Origin of the sequence: Streptomyces sp. WP-1, from assembly GCF_030450125.1 — a bacterium.
Lineage (GTDB): Bacteria > Actinomycetota > Actinomycetes > Streptomycetales > Streptomycetaceae > Streptomyces > Streptomyces incarnatus.
On the sequence record NZ_CP123923.1, the window covers coordinates 5,399,346 to 5,417,738 of the forward strand.

Genomic DNA, 18,393 nt, shown 5'->3' on the forward strand with positions numbered 1-18,393 from the left:
TGCTACTGCCCTAACGAGGGTGGGTCCTGTCGCCGCCGCCATGGCTACCGCACCCGCTCTCGTCGCCAGCCCGCCATCGCGTCAACGGTGGCGGACTCTTACTGGCGCCCGACCTCACAGCTAGGGGCGCGCAAATGACCAAGATTGATCTTCGGCCGGTGAAGCTACCGGCTCACAAGCAGGAGACGGCGAACCACGCCTTGGAGCGGGTTCGGACCTACCTGGCTGAGCACCAGAACGCATCGCAGATTCGAGTCAATGTCCCAGATGGAGGTGAACGTGAGGCCCTTGACCTGCCTCGTGAGGTTGTAGAACTCCTTGCGACGCTCCTGGCGCACCTTGGTGCTGGGCGAGCTGTTTCCGTCGTTCCGTCCGATGCGGAACTGACGACTCAGCAAGCCGCCGACATGCTCAACGTGTCCCGCCCGTTCCTCATCGGCCTACTGGACGCCGGCGAGATCGAGTACAGGACTGTGGGCACGCACCGCAGAATCACCGCGTCGTCTCTGCTGGCGTACCAGCGCAAGGACGACCACCGTCGCCGACTGGTGGCTGATGAGCTCACCCAGCTCGGCCAGGAGATGGGAATGGGCTAGGTCATGGCTTTCATCGCCGTCTACGACGCCAACGTCCTGTACCCGAGCACCTTGCGTGACGTCCTGATCCGCGTTGCTCAGGCTGGCTTGGTGCAGGCGAAGTGGACGGACCAGATCCTCGACGAGACCTTCCGCAATCTGAAGGAGAAGCGACCTGACCTGGACCCGAGCAAGCTGGACCGAACGCGGGAGCTGATGGCTGGCTCGATCAGGGACGTGCTGATCAAGGGTTATGAGCCGCTGGTCGAGGTCCTCGATCTGCCGGACCCAGATGATCGTCATGTCCTCGCAGCCACATCAGGTCGAAGGCGCAGGTCATAGTCACGTTCAACCTGAGGGACTTCCCCGTAGACAAGCTGTCTCCACGGGACGTCGAGGCCGTGCACCCTGATGCATTTATCGAGGCGCAGGTGGGCTTGGCACCCCAGCAGGTGTACGGGGTTCTGACGCAGATAGCCGATGCGTGGAGGACTCCACCCAACGCGGTGGTCGCAGATGTGATCGCCTCGTTGGAGAGCGAAGGTCTGGTGGCGTCGGCCGCGGCGTTGCGCGCCTTGGCCTAAGTGATCGCTAAGATCTTGCGCCCCCGCCGGGCGTTGGCGGGAGCGCTGCCATGCCGGACCGTTTGATCTTCTAGCCCGTTGACGTACCGATCGACGTAGACGGCATGGAAGAGGCTCTCCCCGATCGGGTAACGGAAGAACCCAAGCCCTGGGAGGGCGGGTTTTGGCAGCGGCCGGGGTCGAACCGACCGCACCGGCGATGACCTGCCGGGGCGGAGCTTCTTCCGTCGAGACTGGCCAGTCTGGCCCGCACATGGCCCGCGGGCGCCGGAAAACGGCACCCGCGGCGGCCTCCGGGCTCACTCCCCGAGCACGAGCCGCGAAGTCTTCGACCAAGCTCGCCAAGACTGCCTTCCCCTTGTCCGCCGCAGCGTGGGACGGGAAGCTGATGACGCCGGATTCGGTGTACACCTTCATCCCCTCCGTGAGGAGGAACGGCCGCTCACCGCAGTCATGATCGGCATCCTCGTAGCCGGGCGCAGGAGGGACGGTTCCGCGTGCAGGAGGATCGAGGTTTCAAGTTCGCCCGCGTGCATAGTCTCGTGCGCGTCGGTGACCAGGCCGGCACGGTCGCGGGCTCGATTCCACTTCCGCCCCTGCAGTACGGGGTAGGTCGCCGCGGCTTCCCGCGCGATGATGCTTGCTAGCGCAGCGTCCGTGATGAATGGCAGGTGGGCGCCGTGCTGCTTGAAAGCTCCGATCGGGAGGACTGCGATGTACCGCCTCTCGGCGCGTAGAGCTGCCATCCTTCCTGGCAGGGTGAGGCGCCGCACGCGGGCAGTTCTCCAGCGAAAAGCTCAAGCAGCATCCCGGTTCCATGAACTTCGCATCGGACCGATGGGACCGTAGCTAACTTGAGGCCCTGACTCGCGACAACGGACAGACCCGGCCGGCGCCGACCGGTAGATGCTGGTGCGGATGCGGCCGGCAACCGGCCCCGAGGCATACTTCCGCCAAGGGCACGACAAGATCGCGGAAGCAGCGGTGCTGGTCACGCGCTACGGGAACTCCGTCGTTCGGCTCTTGGCGCACCACGGCTTCAACTCGGACATCTCCGTCGTCGACGAAGCAGAAGCCCAGGGAATATGGGAAGTGTGCCCCGACTGCAAGTATCGGGGCGTGCCCAAGAGCGTTGCCAACCACAGGAAAAAGGCTGACCACTGACCACTACCCGGAGGAGCGGCCCCTTTAGCCTGGCCGCACCTCCTGCGGGGTCAGATGTACAGCGGCCCCGGTCCGTTTCCTTCATCTGTGGGTTCCTGTGGAACCGCTCCCGCTGGGCGACGCCTCACGAGTGACGCGGCTCGTGCAATGTCGAGGGGTACACCACACGGCCAACCTTTGAGGCAACCACTGCTGTCCCCTTCGGAACCTCCGTCTCCGATAGAGCCTTCCAGGCGTCGAGGGTGAGTCGACTGAGCTCCGGTATCCGCTGCGAATGGATGGCACCACGGGAACGGCTCTGCGAAAGGTTCCGCGGCTGCCACTCGCCGGAAGTTCGCCGTCGGCGACTGTTCAGCGGAGGGGCTGTCGCCACCTGGAGCATGTGCTCCAGCGCGAGGCCGCAGACTGCAGAACCCATCGCTTCGACCTCCATCTGCTCGGACACCGGCGCCTCGGAGAGCAGCAGTGGCCATCGGATCACCACCACCCTCTCCCAGACCTCGGGTGGCACGGTGTTGGCCAAGTGGTGGCTCTCGCCCACTGGAAGATCCCTCAGGCGACGCTCCGCTTCCTGCGTCTGCCCTACGTAGCAGAGCCCTGCTCCCGACGCGAACACTCCGTACAGCACCGGGCCCACTGTGACGGAGCTGTCTGCATGTGCCTCCGTCAGGAGGGCCCCCACCCGGTGAGCGAACTGATATCGGCGCTCCTGCCACCGCGCCAGCAGTGAGGTATCCCCAAGTAGAGTCGTCAGGGATGACCGCCAGGCGAGGCAGGCGTCCTCGTATGCTCGGTCGCTCATAGGTTCTCCAGAGAGATCATCCACGTACCGCAGCGTAGACCTCCGCGCCGATGGCCACAGAACTACTAGGAGTCGCCTGGCTTGGAGCGGGCTCCGTCCACCGTCTATGGCTTGCGAATCCTCTTGTGCCTCCAGCAAGCGTCGCGCCGAAGTGCGGGACTTCCGGGGGTGGAGTGCGGTTCGCCGCTCTCTATGAGGGGCGCGGGCGTCAGGTCAGACCTCTCACCCACCGTCCGCGCGCAGTGACACACCGCCGCAACACCCCTTTCGTAATCGCCCCGCATGGTTGATCGTTGGGCCGTGCGTTGAGGACCGATGTCAGGGGGAGTGCATGACGATCAGTCGTAGGACGCTGCTGGGCGCGGGTGCTGGGATCGGGGTCGGGGTGTTGGGTGGGTGTGGGTCCAATACCGGGCGTGGGGGCGGGGGGTCCGGTGGAGTGCGGCTTGCGCAGTGGTATCACCAGTATGGGGAGGCCGGGACCGAGCAGGCGGTGAAGCGGTATGCCGGCGCCTACACGAAAGCGCGGGTCACCGTGCAGTGGCGGCCCGGGAATTACGATCAGCAGACGGCCGCGGCGCTGCTCACCGATTCCGGGCCCGATGTGTTCGAGGTCAACGGGCCCTCGCTGGACCAGATCCAGGGCAAGCAGGTCGAGGATCTGACCGCGTTGCTGGACGGGGTGAAGGACGACTTCAATCCGGCGGTGCTGGCGCCGAAGACGTATCAGGGGAAGGTCTACGGCATTCCGCAGACCATCGACATGCAGATGCTCTACTACCGCAAGAGCATGCTGCGGGACGCGGGGGTGCGGCCGCCCCGGACGCTCGACGAACTCGTCGATGCCGCACAGAAGTTGAGCGACAGCAAGGTCAAGGGGCTGTTCCTCGGGAACGACGGGGGAGCCGGGGTGCTCGGCGGAACGCCCCTGTACGCGGCGGGGCTTCAGCTCGTCACCGAGGACGGGAAGGTCGGGTTCGACGATCCGGCGGCGGCGCGGGCGCTCGGGAAGCTGAGGGAGCTGTACGCCGGCAAGGCGCTGCTCCTCGGCGCGCCCACCGACTGGTCGGATCCCTCGGCCTTCCTCCAGGGGCTCACCGCGATGCAGTGGTCCGGGCTCTGGGCGCTGCCGCAGGTGCAGAAGGAACTCGGCGATGATTTCGGGGTGTTGCCGTTCCCGGGGGACGGGAGCCACGGGAAGCCGACCGTACCCGTCGGGGCGTACGGGGCCGCCGTCAGCGCGCGGAGCAAGGAGAGGGAAGCGGCCAAGGCGTATGTGAGGTGGCTCTGGGTGGAACGGACCGACTACCAGGAGGACTTCGCGCTCGGGTACGGATTCCATATCCCCGCGCGGATCTCGCTCGCGAAGAAGGCCGCCAAGCTGAGGACGGGCGCCGCCGCCGACGCCGTACGGTTCGCCACCGACCACGGGTACGCCCAGCCGTTGCTGTGGACCCCCGCCTCCCAGACCGCCTATCAGGACGCGCTGAGCCGGATCATCAAGGACGGGGCGAACCCGGAGAGCGAACTGCGAGGTGTCGTACGGAAGGTGACCGCCGAACTCGACCGGGTCAAGCACACCTCGTGAGGCGCCGCAGGGCATTCTGGTTCTGGGTCTTCGTCGGACCCTTCGCGGCCGGGCTCGCGCTGTTCACGTACGTCCCGTTGCTGTGGAGCGTCGGCCTGAGCTTCTTCGACGCGCACAACACCGTGACGCCCACGGACTTCGTCGGCCTGGACAACTACACCGCGATGCTGAAGGACAGCGCGTTCACCGGGAGCCTGCGCACCTTCCTCGTGTTCACCGCCTTCATCGTGCCCGTCACCTTCGCCCTCTCCCTGGCCCTCGCGCTGATGGTCAACCGGGTGCGGCGGGCCCAGGCGTTCTTCCGGTCGGTGTTCTTCCTGCCGGCCGCGTGCAGCTATGTCGTGGCCGCCCTGATCTGGAAGATGTCGATCTTCAACGGGGTGCGCTTCGGGCTTGCCAACACCCTGCTCGGCTGGTTCGGCACCGACCCCGTGGCCTGGCTGTCGACCACCCGTCCGCCCTGGTACTGGCTGGTCATCGTGACCGTACGACTGTGGCTCCAGGCCGGGTTCTACATGATCCTGTTCCTCGCCGGACTCCAGCGGATCGACCCGGTGCTGTACGAGGCCGCCGCCGTGGACGGGGCCCGGCCCGGCTGGACGGTGCTGCGGCACATCACCCTGCCCCAGCTGCGCGCCACCTCGGTCGCGGTGCTGCTGCTGCTCGTCATCAACGCCTTCCAGGCCTTCGACGAGTTCTACAACCTCCTCTCGGACGCGCGGGGTTATCCGCCGTACGCCCGCCCGCCGCTCGTCTACCTCTACTACACCGCCCTCGGCCAGGGGCAGAACCTCGGGCTCGGCAGCGCGGGCGCCGTGATCCTCGCGCTGATCATCGCGATCGTCACCGTGGGACAGGCGCGCTGGCTCAGGCTCGGAAGGAGCGAGGAGGAATGAGGAGTGAGGAGTGAGGAGTGAGGAGTGAGGAGTGAGGCCGATGGATGACGCCCTGGTGAGGGCCGGGCGGGCGCTGCGGGCCGTGGTGCTCGTCGTGCTCGCGCTGCTCTTCCTCATCCCCTTCTATCTGCTGCTGCGCAACGGGCTGTCCAGTGAGCGGGACATCACCTCGCCCGAATGGACCTTCTTCCCCACGGAGTTGAGGTGGGGGAACGTACGAGAACTGTTTGACGACCCCTCCGTACCGTTCGCCCGCTCGCTGCTCAACTCCGCCCTGATCGCCGTCGCCACCACCCTCGGCACCCTGCTGCTCGCCTCCCTCGCGGGGTACGGCCTCGCCCGGATCCCCTACCGGCACGCGAACAAGGTGTTCTACGGCATCCTCGGCACCCTCCTGGTCCCGGCCGCCGTCACCTTCGTACCGAGCTTCGTGCTGGTGTCCTCCCTCGGCTGGGTCTCCACGCTGCGCGGGCTGATCGTGCCGACCCTGTTCTCGGCGTTCGCCTGCTTCGTCTTCCGGCAGTACTTCCTGGGATTCCCGGGGGAGTTGGAGGACGCGGCACAGGTCGACGGGCTCGGCCACTGGCGGACGTACTGGCTGGTGGTCGTGCCCAACGCGCGGCCGGTGTTCGCGGCGGTCGGCACCATCGTCTTCCTCGGCGCCTGGAACTCCTTCCTGTGGCCGCTGGTGATCGGGCAGGACCAGAGCGCCTGGACGGTCCAGGTGGCGCTGTCCTCCTTCACCACCGCCCAAGTCGTGCGACTGCACGAGCTGTTCATCGCGGCGGCCATGTCGATCCTGCCGCTGCTGGTGGTGTTCCTGTGCTTCCAGCGGTGGATCGTGGCGGGAGTGGAGCGATCCGGCATCGACTGAGGCCGAGGACAGCACAGGAGGGGAGGGGAGGAGAGGAGGGGAGGAGACGGGGGCTCAGTGGCTGCCGGTCAGATGGGCGAAGACGACCACGTTGCCCTGGTAACCGGTGGTCTTCGAGTAGCCGCCGCCGCAGGTGATCACGCGCAGCTCCGGGCGGGTGGCGGCGCCGTAGACCTTCTGGTCGGGGAAGTCGCTGGCGGCGTAGACCTCGACGGCGTCCACGGTGAACTCGGCCACGGTGCCGTCCCGGCGGTCCACCTCGATCCGCGCGCCCCGCTTGAGCGCGCCCAGATCGTAGAAGACGGCCGGGCCCTCCGTGTTGTCCACGTGCCCGGCGACGATCGCGGTCCCCCGCTCGCCGGGCGCGGTTCCCGCCTCGTACCAGCCGGCCAGGTTCTTGTTCTGCGCGGGCGGCACGTCGAGGCTGCCGGAGGGGGTGAGCGCGAGGCCCATCAGCGGGGCGTTCACGCGGATGGCCGGGATGCGGATGCGCAGCGGCGGGGAGGGCGGCAGGGAGGGCGCGGACAGGCGTTCCTCGCCGGGGTCGGGGCGGCCCTCGGCGGCCGCAGGCTGCGGGGGAGTGTGCGACTGGCCGCCCAGCAGCCAGACCCCCGAGGCGAGGGCCACGGCGGTGACCGCGGCTATCGCGGTGTCCCCGAGCCGCCGCCCGCGGCGCCCCCGGGTCCCGCGGACACGGGTACGGCTCCCGGTCGGACGTGTGCTGCGCATACGAACCCCTCTCCCGGGAGCGGACCCCCGAACTGGACCTGGGGCGGACCCCCTCCCCCTCCGGGCCGCGAGGGGCATCGGACCCGGAGGGGGCGGGACGTGCGGTACCGGCGGACGGACAGCGGAGGGTGTCCGTCAGATCCCGTCGCCTCTCGCCCGGCGATGCAGGAGCCAGGTACCGCCCGCGGCGGCGACGGCCAGCGCCGTCACACCCGCCGCGGTCTGCACGGGGTCGGGACCGAGCGCGCCCCCGACCCCCGTCTTCAGGCTGCCGCGCGGCTGCACCTGCTCGTGCGCCGCGCCGAGGGCCACCACCAGGTCGCCCGTCACCTGTCTGCTGCCCTCCGCGCACTTCGCGACGATCTCGTACGTCCCCGGCTGCGCGCTCGGCGGCACCTGGAACTGTCCGATCGCCTCGCCCTGGTGCGTGGTGGGCGCCAGGGTGAAGACGCCGGCGCCGACCGCGCCCGCGTCCCCGGTCGCGCCGCTCTTGTCCCCGCAGGCGGCGGTGTTCACCGTGACCTGTCCGCCGGGGATCGCGGTGGACGGGTACACCTCCAGGCTGCCCGTGGGGGCGCGCATGGGGCGCGCGGCCGCCGTGCCGCCGTAGGCGGGCGCGGCGGCGAGCGCTGCCGTTCCCACGGCGAGCGCGGTACCGGTCAGCAGACGGGCGGTGCGTCGCATGGTGCTCCCCAGAGCTTGTCGAGCTTGTCCGACTGGTGTGTCCCCTGCCCTTCCGAGGTAAAGGGCTCGCGCCGGGATCCGCTTGCCGAGAGATCGGCCGGACTGCGGTGAACGGGTGGCGGGCGCGGCGGCCATACGGCTGAGCCGTGGCGGAGTCGGGGCAGGTCAGGGGTGGTGTGCCGGGGAGCACGAGAAGAAAGTACGAAGAACACACGAATGGAGCGACGAGGGGCCGTTGAACGGGTGACCGGCCGGGTGACGGGCCGGATGACGGGCCGGGTGACGGGCCGTCATACGGGCCCGGGGGTGCGCCCCCGGGCCCGTACCGCCGACCGATCAGGTCAGTTCACGTCGACACGTCGACCGGCGTCCGCTCAGTTCACGTTGACCGCGCTCCACGCCGCCGCCACCGCGTTGTACTCCGCGCTGCCCGCGCCGTAGAGGTCCTTCGCCGCGTTGAGGGTGGCCGTGCGGGCGCCCGCGTAGTTGGTGGAGGACGTCATGTAGACCGTCAGCGCCCGGTACCAGATCTTGCCGACCTTGTCGTGGCCGATCCCGGTGACCGTCGAGCCGTTGTACGTGGGCGAGTTGTAGCTCACGCCGTTGATGGTCTTGGCGCCGCTGCCCTCCGCGAGGAGGTAGGCGAAGTGGTTGGCGACGCCGGAGGAGTAGTGGACGTCGAGGTTGCCGACCGAGCTGCTCCAGTAGTCGGCCGAACTGCCGTCCCTGGAGGGCTTGTCCATGTAACGCAGCGCGGTCCCCCCGAAGCCGGAGCGGACGATCTGCTCGCCGATGAGGTAGTCACCGGGATCCGAGGGATTGTTCGCGTACCACTCGACCATGGTGCCGAGGATGTCGGAGGTGGCCTCGTTCAGGCCCCCGGACTCGCCCGAGTAGGTCAGACCGGCCGTCTTGGAGGTGACGCCGTGCGACATCTCGTGTCCCGCGACGTCGAGGGCGACCAGCGGTCCGAAGGTGGTCCCGTCACCGTCGCCGTACGTCATGCAGAAGCAACTGTCGTCCCAGAAGGCGTTGTTGTAGTTGCTGCCGTAGTGGACGCGGTTGTACGAGCCCTTGCCGTCGCCCGCGATGCCGTTGCGGCCGTGGACGTTCTTGTAGTAGTCCCAGGTCTCGTCGGTGCCGTACTGGGCGTCGACCGCGGCCGAGGAGCGGTCGGCGGTGGCGCCCGTGCCCCAGTGGTTGTCGGTGTCCGTGAACACGGTCGAGGGCGCCCGGCTGATGCAGATGCCGAAGATGCACAGATCGGTCTTGTTCGCGGCGTCCCCGGTGTAGGTGTTGCCCCGGGTCGGGTCCTTGAGCTGGTACGACGATCCCGACTGGGTCGTCTCCAGCGGCACCGTCCCGCTGTACAGCGACCGGCCGTCACCGGTGGCGGTCTCGATGCTGTCCCAGGCGTCGATCCGGGCGCCGGTGCGGGCGTCGGTCAGCACGGTGCGCGCGACCGGGTTGCCGAGCGGGTCGAGACCGACCGCGTTCGTCCGCCAGGCGAGCCGGGGCGTGCCGTGCAGCGCGTCCACGATCAGCTGCGGCTTGGCCTTGACCTGCCGCAGCCGCTGCCCGGGGTTGGCCGCGCGCAGCGCGTTCGCCGCGAGGTCGGCGGCCTTGGGCGCGGCCACCCCGGGCGTGGTGGAGGGCAGCGCGATCGGGGCGCGGGCGGCCCGGTCGGCGCCCCGGTAGCCGCCGTCGGGGTCCAGATGGACGACGAAGTCGCCGCCCAGTACGGGGAGGCGGTGATAGGTGCGGTCGTAGCGGACGTGCTGGCTGCCGTCCTTGTCCACGATCACGTCCCGGACGCTCGTGGCCTGCGCGGAGTCGAGCCCCAGGCTCGACGCGTGCGCGAGCAGCGCCGACGCCGCGTGCCGCACGGCGGTGGCCCGGGTGGGTCCGGCCGTGGCGTGGGCGGCGGGGGAGAGGGTGGCGGCCAGCAGGGTCGCGCCGCTGACGGCGACACCGGCGGTGGCGAGACGACGGGATCCTCGGACGTGCTGCCGTATTCGGCTCATCTGTCTCCTCGGAAAGGGCGCCATCCAGGCATGGGGGGATGGCGCTGGACGCCCCTGAGATTTAAGTGGGCATGACAACGCGTGTCCATAGGGAACTCACAGGAAGGGGAGAAGGAGGCCCTGCCCGGCCTGTTTCAACTCCTCCCCGGCTACTGCCGGTTGAGGGAACGGGTGACGCCCGCCGCGATCGTCGTCGCCAGCACCCAGCCCATCGCGACCAGCAGGTACGACAGCCACTGGAAGCCGCCGCGCGGGGCGTACGCGGATTCCTGGCCGAAGTCGATGATCGGGAGGAGCAGGTCCAGGGTGTAGAAGAGCGGATTGAAGGCGGGGGCCTCGGACGGCTTGAGGGCGGGCGGGTGGTGCAGGGCGAAGGCGAGGGTGCCCGAGCACAGCAGCAGGAGCAGCCAGAGCGCGGCGCGCATCGGGCGGAAGCCGTAGCCGACGGCGGCGTCCTGGAGATGGCCCCACAGCCGGGCGTACGCCGGCAGGGTGCGGCGGTGCCGGCGCAGCTTGGCCAACTGGACGGTGCGGGCGGCGGCGTCGTCGCCCACCGTGCGGTAGGCGGTGGTCAACTGCTCGTAGGGGTGCGGGAGACAGCCGCCGTCCGGTTCCCGCTCCAGCAGCGGCAGGCGTTGCTCGGCGGGGAGGTGCGGCGTCAGGACGCGGTAGGCGAGACCGTCGAGCTGGACCTGCCCGGGCCATACCTCCGGCGGCACGTGCAGCAGATCGAGCTGGGCGCGGCGCAGATTGACCGTGCCCTCGATCGGCGCGGCCTCGCGCAGCCACAGCTCGCCGACGACCGCGCTGCTGACGCGCAGGGCGTGCCCGCCGGGGTTCGCCAACCGGGCGTACGCCAGGTTGAGTTGGCGCGGGATGCGGGCGCCGCTCAGATTCACCCGGCCCCGCGCGCGCAGCCGCATCGCGTGCAGATCGGTGCCGACGGACAGCACCTCGGCGTGCAGCGCGGTACCGCCGGGGGCGTCGAGCAGCGCGTCGTCGAGGCGCACCTGCCCGCCGACGACGGCCCCGTTCAGCTGCACCATGCCGTGCGCGACCAGCTCCGGTGCCCATACGTCCGCGGCCACCTCGGCGTGGTTGAGCTGGAGCACGGCCGTCTCCGGGTCCTCCCCTGGCCTGCCGAGCCGCGCCCCGTTGGCGAAGAACCCCCCGGCCAGCCTGGCGCCCTGGAGCCGCACCGGGCCCGTGACACGGCAGCAGGTGATCCGCACCACCCCGTCGGCGCGCAGCGTCCCGGCCGTCAGCCCCGGCAGCACCGAGTCGCTGAGGACCAGGGCGCCGATCCGCGCCCCGTACAGGTCGGGCGCCTGCTCGAAGTGGCAGGCGCGCAGCCGGACGGCGCAGGTGACGGTGCCGTACTTCAGGTCGAGCCGCCCGGTGACCCGCGCGCCGCGTACCTTCAGCCCCGCCGTACGCCCCTCCCGGACCGGCCCCGCCAGCAGCAACTCCCGCAGGAATTCCCCCCGTACGGTGCGTTCCGCGCCCCAGTCGGCGCCCCGCTCGGGACCGTCCTCGTCGCCCTCCTGGAAGTCGACCCCCTCGCCGAGCGGGAAGGCGTCCAGGACCCGGCGTTCGGCGGGCGTCAGGTCGGCGAGGTCCACGCGCTCAGCCCTTTCCGCGCCGGGCGGGGCTCCCCGCTCCGGCGAGCGCCTCGGCGACCCCCTTGTCCCGGGGGCCCAGGAATTTCGGGTCCGGGCGGAAGACCGTGTCCAGCAGCGCCTTGCCCGCCGCGAACACCTCGCGGGTGCCGCCGTAGTACCAGGTGGCGTCGTGCGGCTCGTCGACCCCGACGCCGTACGAGTCGATGCCCGCCGCCTCGCACAGCGCGACCGCCCGCCGGATGTGGAAACCCTGGCTGACCAGCAGCGCGCGGTCCACACCGAAGATCTTCCTGGCCCGTACGCAGGAGTCCCAGGTGTCGAAACCGGCATAGTCCCGCACGATCCTGCCACCCGGCACCCCGTGCTTGGTGAGGTACGTGCGCATGGCGTCCGGCTCGTCGTAGTCCTCGCGGCTGTTGTCGCCGGTGACGAGGACGACCTTGACCCGGCCCGCACGGTACAGCGCCGCCGACGCGTCCAGGCGGCGGGCGAGGTACGGCGACGGCTCCCCGTTCCACAGCCCGGCCCCGAACACCACCGCGACCGGCGCCGGCGGCGCGTCCGCGACCGTGCGCAGCCGGTCCGCCGTGGACGTGAACAGCCAGGCCCCCGGCAGCAGCGCCAGCACGCAGACGGCCACCACGGCCCGCACCAGCCGCCGCTGCCCGGCGCGGGTGCGCGGCAACCGCGGTCCACGGATCCTCATGTGCTGCTCCCCCTCGGTACGGAACCCGGACCCGGACCCGGAACCCGGACCCGGACCCGGAACCCGGACCCGGAACCCGGACCCGGACCCGGAACCCGGACCCGGAACCCGGAACCCGGACCCGGAACCCAGACCCGGAACCCGGTGCCGGTTCCGACCATGGAGGACGCCACCGGGGGCCGTCCGGTTCGCCTCGGTGTGCGAATCCACCCCGCCGGGACGGCCGGATTCCCGCTCCCGCCGTACGACTGGGCCACCCGGCACCCCCATTCGTCACCCCTTGCGTCTACTGTCGAATCATGGAAGGCAGCGCACCCCCCGGCCCCTGGGGCCCCGATCCCTACAGCCCCGCGGACCTGGAGCGCTGGGCGCCCGAGCCCGACAAACGCCCCGGCCGCACCGCCTTCCAGCGCGACCGCGCCCGGATCCTGCACTCCGCCGCGCTGCGCCGCCTCGCGGGCAAGACGCAGGTCGTCACGCCGGGCAGCCACAGCCAGGTCTGGGACGCCAGCCCCCGCACCCGGCTCACCCACTCCCTGGAATGCGCCCAGGTCGGCCGGGAACTGGGCGCGGCCCTCGGCTGCGACCCCGACCTCGTGGAAGCCGCCTGCCTCTCCCACGACCTGGGCCACCCGCCCTTCGGCCACAACGGCGAACAGGCGCTGAACGCGTTCGCGGACGACTGCGGCGGCTTCGAGGGCAACGCCCAGTCGCTGCGGCTGCTCACCCGCATCGAACCCAAGCGGTTCACCGAGCAGGGCTCCGTCGGCCTCAACCTCACCCGCGCCGCCCTCGACGCCGCCACCAAGTACCCCTGGCCGCGCGGCGCCCACCCCACCGACCCCGCCTCGGTGAAGTTCGGCGTGTACGAGGACGACCGCCCGGTGTTCGACTGGGCCAGGGCCGGCGCCCCCGGCACCCGCACCTGCTTCGAGGCCCAGGTCATGGACTGGTCCGACGACGTGGCCTACTCGGTGCACGACGTGGAGGACGGCCTGCACGCCGGCCACATCGACCCCAACTGCCTGCACGCCGAGCCCGAACGGCAGACCGTGTTCGAGGTGGCCATCGGCCGCTACGTCCCCGCCGGCACCGAACCGGCCGAACTCGCGGACGCCCTCGACCGCCTCCAGGACGCCGAGTGGTGGCCGCACGGCTACGACGGCAGCGCGGTCGCCCAGGCCCGCCTGAAGGACGCCACCAGTCAGCTCATCGGACGGTTCTGCCTGGCCGCCGAGGGCGCCACCCGCGCCGCCTACGGACACGGCCGGCTCACCCGCTACGACGCGCGTCTCGTCGTACCCCGCGAGGCCCGGATGGAGTGCGCGGTGCTCAAGGCGGTCGCCGACCGGTACGTGATGCAGCGCGCCGAGCAGGAGCGGCTGCGGGCCGATCAGCGGGTGATCGTGGCGGAGCTGGCCGAGGCGCTCACCGCCCGCGCGCCGGACGGCCTGGATCCGCAGTTTCGCGCCCTGTTCGACGGGGCATCCGACGACCACGCGCGCAAGCGGGTGATCGTCGACCAGATCGCATCCCTCACCGACGCCTCCGCGCTCTCGCTGCACGCGAGACTGACCGGGCATATGTGAGAGGAACGTGCACCGGGTGGCCTGATCGGGTCACTCCCCCTTCCCGCGGCCCGCCGGGTGCGGGACGCTCGCGGGTGGCGGCACCCTTACGAGGAGGCATACAAGTGGTCGACGCGGATCAGACATTCGTCATCGTCGGAGGCGGCCTCGCCGGTGCGAAGGCGGCGGAGACGCTCCGCGCGGAGGGCTTCACCGGCAGGGTGATACTGATCTGCGACGAACGCGACCACCCGTACGAGCGACCGCCGCTGTCCAAGGGCTTCCTGCTCGGCAAGGAGGAGCGCGAGGGCGTCTTCGTGCACGAGCCCGCCTGGTACGCGCGCAACGACATCGAGCTGCACCTCGGCCAGAGCGTCGACCGCGTCGACCGTACGGCCAAGACCGTGCGCTACGGCGACGACGGCACCCTCGTCCGGTACGACAAGCTGCTGCTGTGCACCGGCGCCGAACCGCGCCGCCTGGACATCCCCGGCACCGACCTCGCCGGCGTCCACCATCTGCGCCGGCTCGCGCACGCCGAGCGGCTCAAGGGCGTGCTGGCCTCCCTCGGCCGGGACAACGGACACCTGGTGATCGCCGGCGCCGGCTGGATCGGCCTGGAGGTCGCGGCGGCGGCGCGCGAGTACGGCGCGGAGGTCACCGTGATCGAGCCGGAGCCGACCCCGCTGCACGGCGTGCTCGGCCCCGAACTGGGCAATGTCTTCGCCCAGCTGCACAGCGGGCACGGGGTGCGCTTCCAGTTCGGGCGGCGGCTCACCGAGATCATCGGCCAGGACGGCATGGTCCTCGCGGTACGCACCGACGACGGCGAGGAGCACCCGGCGCACGACGTCCTCGCGGCGATCGGCGCGGTGCCGCGGGCCGCGCTCGCGGAGGCGGCGGGCCTGGAGATCGCCGACCGGGCGCACGGCGGCGGGATCGTGGTGGACGAGCGGCTGCGGACGTCCGACCCCGACATCTACGCCGCCGGTGACGTGGCCGCGTTCCCGCTGGAGCTGTTCGGCACCCGGATCCGGGTCGAGCACTGGGCCAACGCGCTCAACGGGGGACCGGCGGCGGCGCGCTCGATGCTCGGACAGGACGCCGTGTACGACCGGGTGCCGTACTTCTTCACCGACCAGTACGACCTGGGGATGGAGTACAGCGGGTGGGCGCCGCCGGGGTCGTACGACCAGGTGGTCGTCCGGGGCGACATGGGCAAGCGGGAGTTCATCGCGTTCTGGGTCGGCGAGGGGAGGGTGCTCGCGGGCATGAACGTGAATGTGTGGAACGTCACGGAACAGATCCAGCGGCTCATCCGCTCCCGGGCCCAGGTGGAGACGGACGCGCTGGCCGACCCGCACGTGCCCCTGGAACAGCTCGTCCCCTGACCCCCGGGAGCCCCGAAGGCCCCGTCCGCCACCGTAGAATTCATCCGTGGCAGGACGGATCAACGACGAGGACGTGAAGGCGGTACGGGACGCGGTCCCGATCGACGCCGTGGTCTCCGAGTACCTCCAGCTGCGCAACGCGGGCGGCGGCAACCTCAAGGGGCTGTGCCCGTTCCACGACGAGAAGTCGCCGTCCTTCCAGGTCAGCCCCGGCAAGGGACTCTTCCACTGCTTCGGGTGCCAGGAGGGCGGCGACACCATCACCTTCGTGATGAAGGTGGACCACCTCTCCTTCTCGGAGGCGGTGGAGCGGCTCGCCGCCCAGGCCGGGATCACGCTGCGGTACGAGGAGGGCGGGTACAACCCGGCCCACCAGCGCGGCGAGCGCATCCGGCTGGTCGAGGCGCACAAGATCGCCGCGCAGTGGTACGCCGAGCAGCTGGCGGACAGCCCGGAGGCGGAGACCGGCCGGGTCTTCCTCGCCGAGCGCGGCTTCGACCAGGGCGCGGCGGAGCACTTCGGCGTCGGCTACAGCCCCCAGGGCTGGGACCACCTCACCCGCTATCTGCGCGGCAAGGGCTTCAGCGACAAGGAACTGGTCCTCTCCGGCCTCTCCCAGGAGGGCCGGCGCGGACCGATCGACCGCTTCCGGGGCCGGCTGATGTGGCCGATCCGGGACATCGGCGGCGAGGTCGTCGGCTTCGGCGCGCGCAAGCTGTACGAGTCCGACAACGGGCCCAAGTACCTCAACACCCCCGAGACCGCGATCTACAAGAAGTCGCAGGTCCTCTACGGCATCGACCTGGCCAAGAAGGAGATCGCGAAGTCCAGCCGGGCGGTCGTGGTCGAGGGCTACACCGATGTCATGGCCTGCCATCTCGCCGGGGTGAGGACGGCCATCGCGACCTGCGGTACGGCCTTCGGCGGCGAGCACATCAAGATCCTGCGCCGGCTGCTGATGGACAACGGCTCGGCCCGGGTGATCTTCACCTTCGACGGCGACGCGGCGGGCCAGAAGGCGGCGCTGCGGGCGTTCGAGGACGACCAGAAGTTCGCCGCCGAGACGTACATCGCGATCGCGCCGGACGGCATGGACCCGTGCGAGCTGCGGCTCGCCAAGGGCGACGAGGCGGTGGCCGACCTGGCCGAACCCCGCACCCCGCTCTTCGAGTTCGCGCTGCGGCAGGTCGTCAGCCGGTACGACCTGGACACCTCGGGGGGCCGTGCCGCCGCCCTGGACGAGGCCGCGCCGATCGTGGCCCGGATCAAGAACAGCGGCGCGCAGCACGAGGTCGCGGTCGAACTGGCCGGGCTGCTCGGCATCCTGGACACGCAGTTCGTGGTGCGCAGGGTGGCCCAGCTGGCCCGCTGGGCGCGGGACCGGGGCGGCCGGGGACCGGCGCAGGACCGGCCGCGCGGCGGCGAACAGCAGTGGGCGGGGGCCCCGCGCACCGCGAACTCAGGACCCGCCCTCACCCTGCGCAACCCGGTGTACGCCGCCGAACGCGAACTCCTCAAACTCGCCCTCCAGCGGCCCGAGTTGGTCTCGCCCGCCTTCGACGCGTACGGGGTGGACGAGTTCACCGCCCCGCCCTACGCCGCCGTACGGCAGACCATCGCGGAGGCGGGCGGCGCGGAGTTCGGCGTGTCCGACCCGCAGGAGTACCTGGTCCGGGTCCGCGAGGCCGCACCGGACGACACCACGCGCGCCATGGTCACCGAGCTGGCCGTCGAACCGATCATGCGCCGCACCGTCGACGAGACCTACGCCGGCACCGTCCTGGTCCAGATCCGCCGCCGCGCGGTCGAACGCCGCATCCGCGACATCGAGTTCCAGATGACCCGCCTCTCCTCCGGCGGCGACCCGAGCCAACTGGCCGCCGTCCAGAACGAGATGTGGATCCTCCAGCAGTACGACCAATCCCTGCGCGAGAGGGGCGCGGGGGCGCTCTAGGGGCCCTTCGGGCGGGCGCCGTCAGCAGCGGGTCACGGATCGGACGCAAAAAGTCACCGCACACCCCTCGTGGCGGCGATGTGTCGTACTCCACACTGTGGGGGATGCCGAGTCCGGCGTACATCCTGGAGGTCGCCCTCGTGCAGACCCAGACCCTCACCCCTACCGCCCAGAGCACCGGTGCCGGCGTGGACGAGACGGACGCGGAGCCCGACGGCGGCGCGGCCGTGCCGCCGCAGGGGCGTGCCCCCCTGCATCCGGAGGCGGCCGCCGAGGAGGCACCGGCCGCGGCGCGCACCGAGAGCGCCGGGCCGTCCGCCGACCTGTTCCGGCAGTACCTGCGCGAGATCGGCCGCATCCCGCTGCTCACCGCCGCCGAGGAGGTCGAGCTGGCCCGCCGGGTCGAGGCCGGGCTGTTCGCGGAGGAGAAGTTGAGCAACACCCCTGATCTCGACGGCGAGTTGGCGCACGACCTGGACCGGCTCGTGGTGATGGGGAGGGTGGCCAAGAGAAGGCTGATCGAGGCCAACCTGCGGCTCGTCGTCTCCGTCGCCAAGCGGTACGTCGGGCGCGGCCTCACCATGCTCGACCTCGTCCAGGAGGGCAACCTCGGGCTGATCCGCGCCGTGGAGAAGTTCGACTACGCGCGCGGCTACAAGTTCTCCACGTACGCCACCTGGTGGATCCGGCAGGCCATGTCCCGCGCCCTCGCCGACCAGGCCCGCACCATCCGCGTCCCGGTGCACGTCGTGGAGCTGATCAACCGCGTCGTCCGCGTACAGCGCCGCATGCTCCAGGAACGTGGGTACGAGCCGACCCCCGAGGAGGTCGCCGCCCATCTCGACCTCCCGCCCGAGCGGGTCGGCGAGGTGCTGCGGCTCGCCCAGGAACCCATCTCGCTGCACGCCCCCGTCGGCGAGGAGGACGATGTGGCGCTCGGCGACCTCATCGAGGACGGCGACGCCGCGAGCCCCGTGGAGTCCGCCGCCTTCCTGCTGCTCAAGCAGCACCTGGACGCCGTGCTGTCCACGCTGGGCGAGCGCGAGCGCAAGGTCGTACAACTGCGCTACGGCCTCCTCGACGGCCGCCCCCGCACCCTGGAGGAGATCGGCCGCCTCTTCGGCGTCACCCGCGAACGGATCCGCCAGATCGAGTCCAAGACGCTGAACAAGCTCCGGGACCACGCGTACGCGGACCAGCTGAGGGGCTACCTGGACTGAGGACGGAGAACG

The 18,393-nt window shown here is 70.5% G+C and carries 17 protein-coding genes; 10 read left to right on the plus strand and 7 right to left on the minus strand.

The annotated features are described in order from the left end of the window. The first annotated feature begins 134 nt into the window (after positions 1 to 134). Both QHG49_RS23790 and QHG49_RS23795 read left to right on the plus strand, forming a co-directional pair. The gene (locus tag QHG49_RS23790) at positions 135 to 596 is read left to right on the plus strand and encodes a helix-turn-helix domain-containing protein (protein WP_301491187.1); all 462 of its coding nucleotides are present in this window, start codon (positions 135 to 137) and stop codon (positions 594 to 596) included. A 3-nt stretch (positions 597 to 599) separates the two neighbouring features. Beyond that, a complete protein-coding gene (locus tag QHG49_RS23795) occupies positions 600 to 917 on the plus strand; it encodes a PIN domain-containing protein (RefSeq protein ID WP_301491188.1) in 318 nt (105 codons plus the stop codon). A gap of 655 nt (positions 918 to 1,572) precedes the next feature. Here the strand turns inward: QHG49_RS23795 and QHG49_RS23800 are convergent. Next, entirely contained in the window at positions 1,573 to 1,905 is a 333-nt protein-coding gene (locus QHG49_RS23800) for a creatininase family protein (RefSeq protein ID WP_301491189.1), read from the minus strand. A gap of 172 nt (positions 1,906 to 2,077) precedes the next feature. Between QHG49_RS23800 and QHG49_RS23805 the strand changes: the two genes are divergently transcribed. Continuing rightward, complete coding sequence (locus tag QHG49_RS23805; RefSeq protein WP_301491190.1) at positions 2,078 to 2,323, plus strand: hypothetical protein; 246 nt, start codon at positions 2,078 to 2,080, stop codon at positions 2,321 to 2,323. Positions 2,324 to 2,447: 124 nt separating this feature from the next. Here QHG49_RS23805 and QHG49_RS23810 read toward each other — a convergent pair whose 3' ends face one another. Then, positions 2,448 to 3,125, minus strand: a complete 678-nt coding sequence (locus tag QHG49_RS23810) for a hypothetical protein (RefSeq protein ID WP_301491191.1) — start codon at positions 3,123 to 3,125, stop codon at positions 2,448 to 2,450. A gap of 331 nt (positions 3,126 to 3,456) precedes the next feature. Between QHG49_RS23810 and QHG49_RS23815 the strand changes: the two genes are divergently transcribed. The 3 genes from QHG49_RS23815 to QHG49_RS23825 are packed head-to-tail and all read left to right on the plus strand — an operon-like array spanning position 3,457 to position 6,483. Continuing rightward, the gene (locus QHG49_RS23815; protein WP_301491192.1) at positions 3,457 to 4,713 is read left to right on the plus strand and encodes an ABC transporter substrate-binding protein; all 1,257 of its coding nucleotides are present in this window, start codon (positions 3,457 to 3,459) and stop codon (positions 4,711 to 4,713) included. Beyond that, complete coding sequence (locus QHG49_RS23820; protein ID WP_145488318.1) at positions 4,710 to 5,609, plus strand: carbohydrate ABC transporter permease; 900 nt, start codon at positions 4,710 to 4,712, stop codon at positions 5,607 to 5,609. The genes QHG49_RS23815 and QHG49_RS23820 overlap by 4 nt, the downstream gene beginning before the upstream one ends. Before the next feature lie 40 nt (positions 5,610 to 5,649). Beyond that, positions 5,650 to 6,483 carry a carbohydrate ABC transporter permease gene (locus QHG49_RS23825; protein WP_301491194.1) on the plus strand — a complete coding sequence of 278 codons (834 nt, stop codon included), beginning with the start codon at positions 5,650 to 5,652 and terminating at the stop codon, positions 6,481 to 6,483. Between the two features lie 54 nt (positions 6,484 to 6,537). Here QHG49_RS23825 and QHG49_RS23830 read toward each other — a convergent pair whose 3' ends face one another. From QHG49_RS23830 to QHG49_RS23850, 5 genes are all read right to left on the minus strand, one after another. Beyond that, entirely contained in the window at positions 6,538 to 7,212 is a 675-nt protein-coding gene (locus QHG49_RS23830; protein ID WP_145488322.1) for a class F sortase, read from the minus strand. Positions 7,213 to 7,347: 135 nt separating this feature from the next. Then, a complete protein-coding gene (locus tag QHG49_RS23835) occupies positions 7,348 to 7,896 on the minus strand; it encodes a hypothetical protein (RefSeq protein ID WP_159701183.1) in 549 nt (182 codons plus the stop codon). Between the two features lie 374 nt (positions 7,897 to 8,270). Then, a complete protein-coding gene (locus QHG49_RS23840; protein WP_301491197.1) occupies positions 8,271 to 9,920 on the minus strand; it encodes a M4 family metallopeptidase in 1,650 nt (549 codons plus the stop codon). Between the two features lie 149 nt (positions 9,921 to 10,069). Beyond that, on the minus strand, positions 10,070 to 11,542 hold the full coding sequence (locus tag QHG49_RS23845; protein ID WP_301491199.1) for a membrane-associated oxidoreductase: 1,473 nt from the start codon (positions 11,540 to 11,542) through the stop codon (positions 10,070 to 10,072). Between the two features lie 4 nt (positions 11,543 to 11,546). Continuing rightward, positions 11,547 to 12,248 (minus strand): vancomycin high temperature exclusion protein, encoded by a 702-nt coding sequence (locus tag QHG49_RS23850; protein WP_159701174.1) that lies wholly within the window; start codon positions 12,246 to 12,248, stop codon positions 11,547 to 11,549. Positions 12,249 to 12,547: 299 nt separating this feature from the next. On the opposite strand from QHG49_RS23850, the gene QHG49_RS23855 reads away from it, so the two are divergent. From QHG49_RS23855 to QHG49_RS23870, 4 genes are all read left to right on the plus strand, one after another. Then, on the plus strand, positions 12,548 to 13,837 hold the full coding sequence (locus QHG49_RS23855) for a deoxyguanosinetriphosphate triphosphohydrolase (protein ID WP_301491202.1): 1,290 nt from the start codon (positions 12,548 to 12,550) through the stop codon (positions 13,835 to 13,837). 104 nt (positions 13,838 to 13,941) lie between these two features. Continuing rightward, entirely contained in the window at positions 13,942 to 15,207 is a 1,266-nt protein-coding gene (locus tag QHG49_RS23860; RefSeq protein WP_301491204.1) for an NAD(P)/FAD-dependent oxidoreductase, read from the plus strand. Positions 15,208 to 15,253: 46 nt separating this feature from the next. Beyond that, positions 15,254 to 17,161, plus strand: coding sequence for a DNA primase (gene dnaG, locus QHG49_RS23865; RefSeq protein ID WP_145488334.1), 1,908 nt, complete (start codon positions 15,254 to 15,256; stop codon positions 17,159 to 17,161). 104 nt (positions 17,162 to 17,265) lie between these two features. Beyond that, positions 17,266 to 18,381, plus strand: coding sequence for an RNA polymerase sigma factor (locus QHG49_RS23870; RefSeq protein ID WP_236576274.1), 1,116 nt, complete (start codon positions 17,266 to 17,268; stop codon positions 18,379 to 18,381). Positions 18,382 to 18,393: the final 12 nt, after the last annotated feature.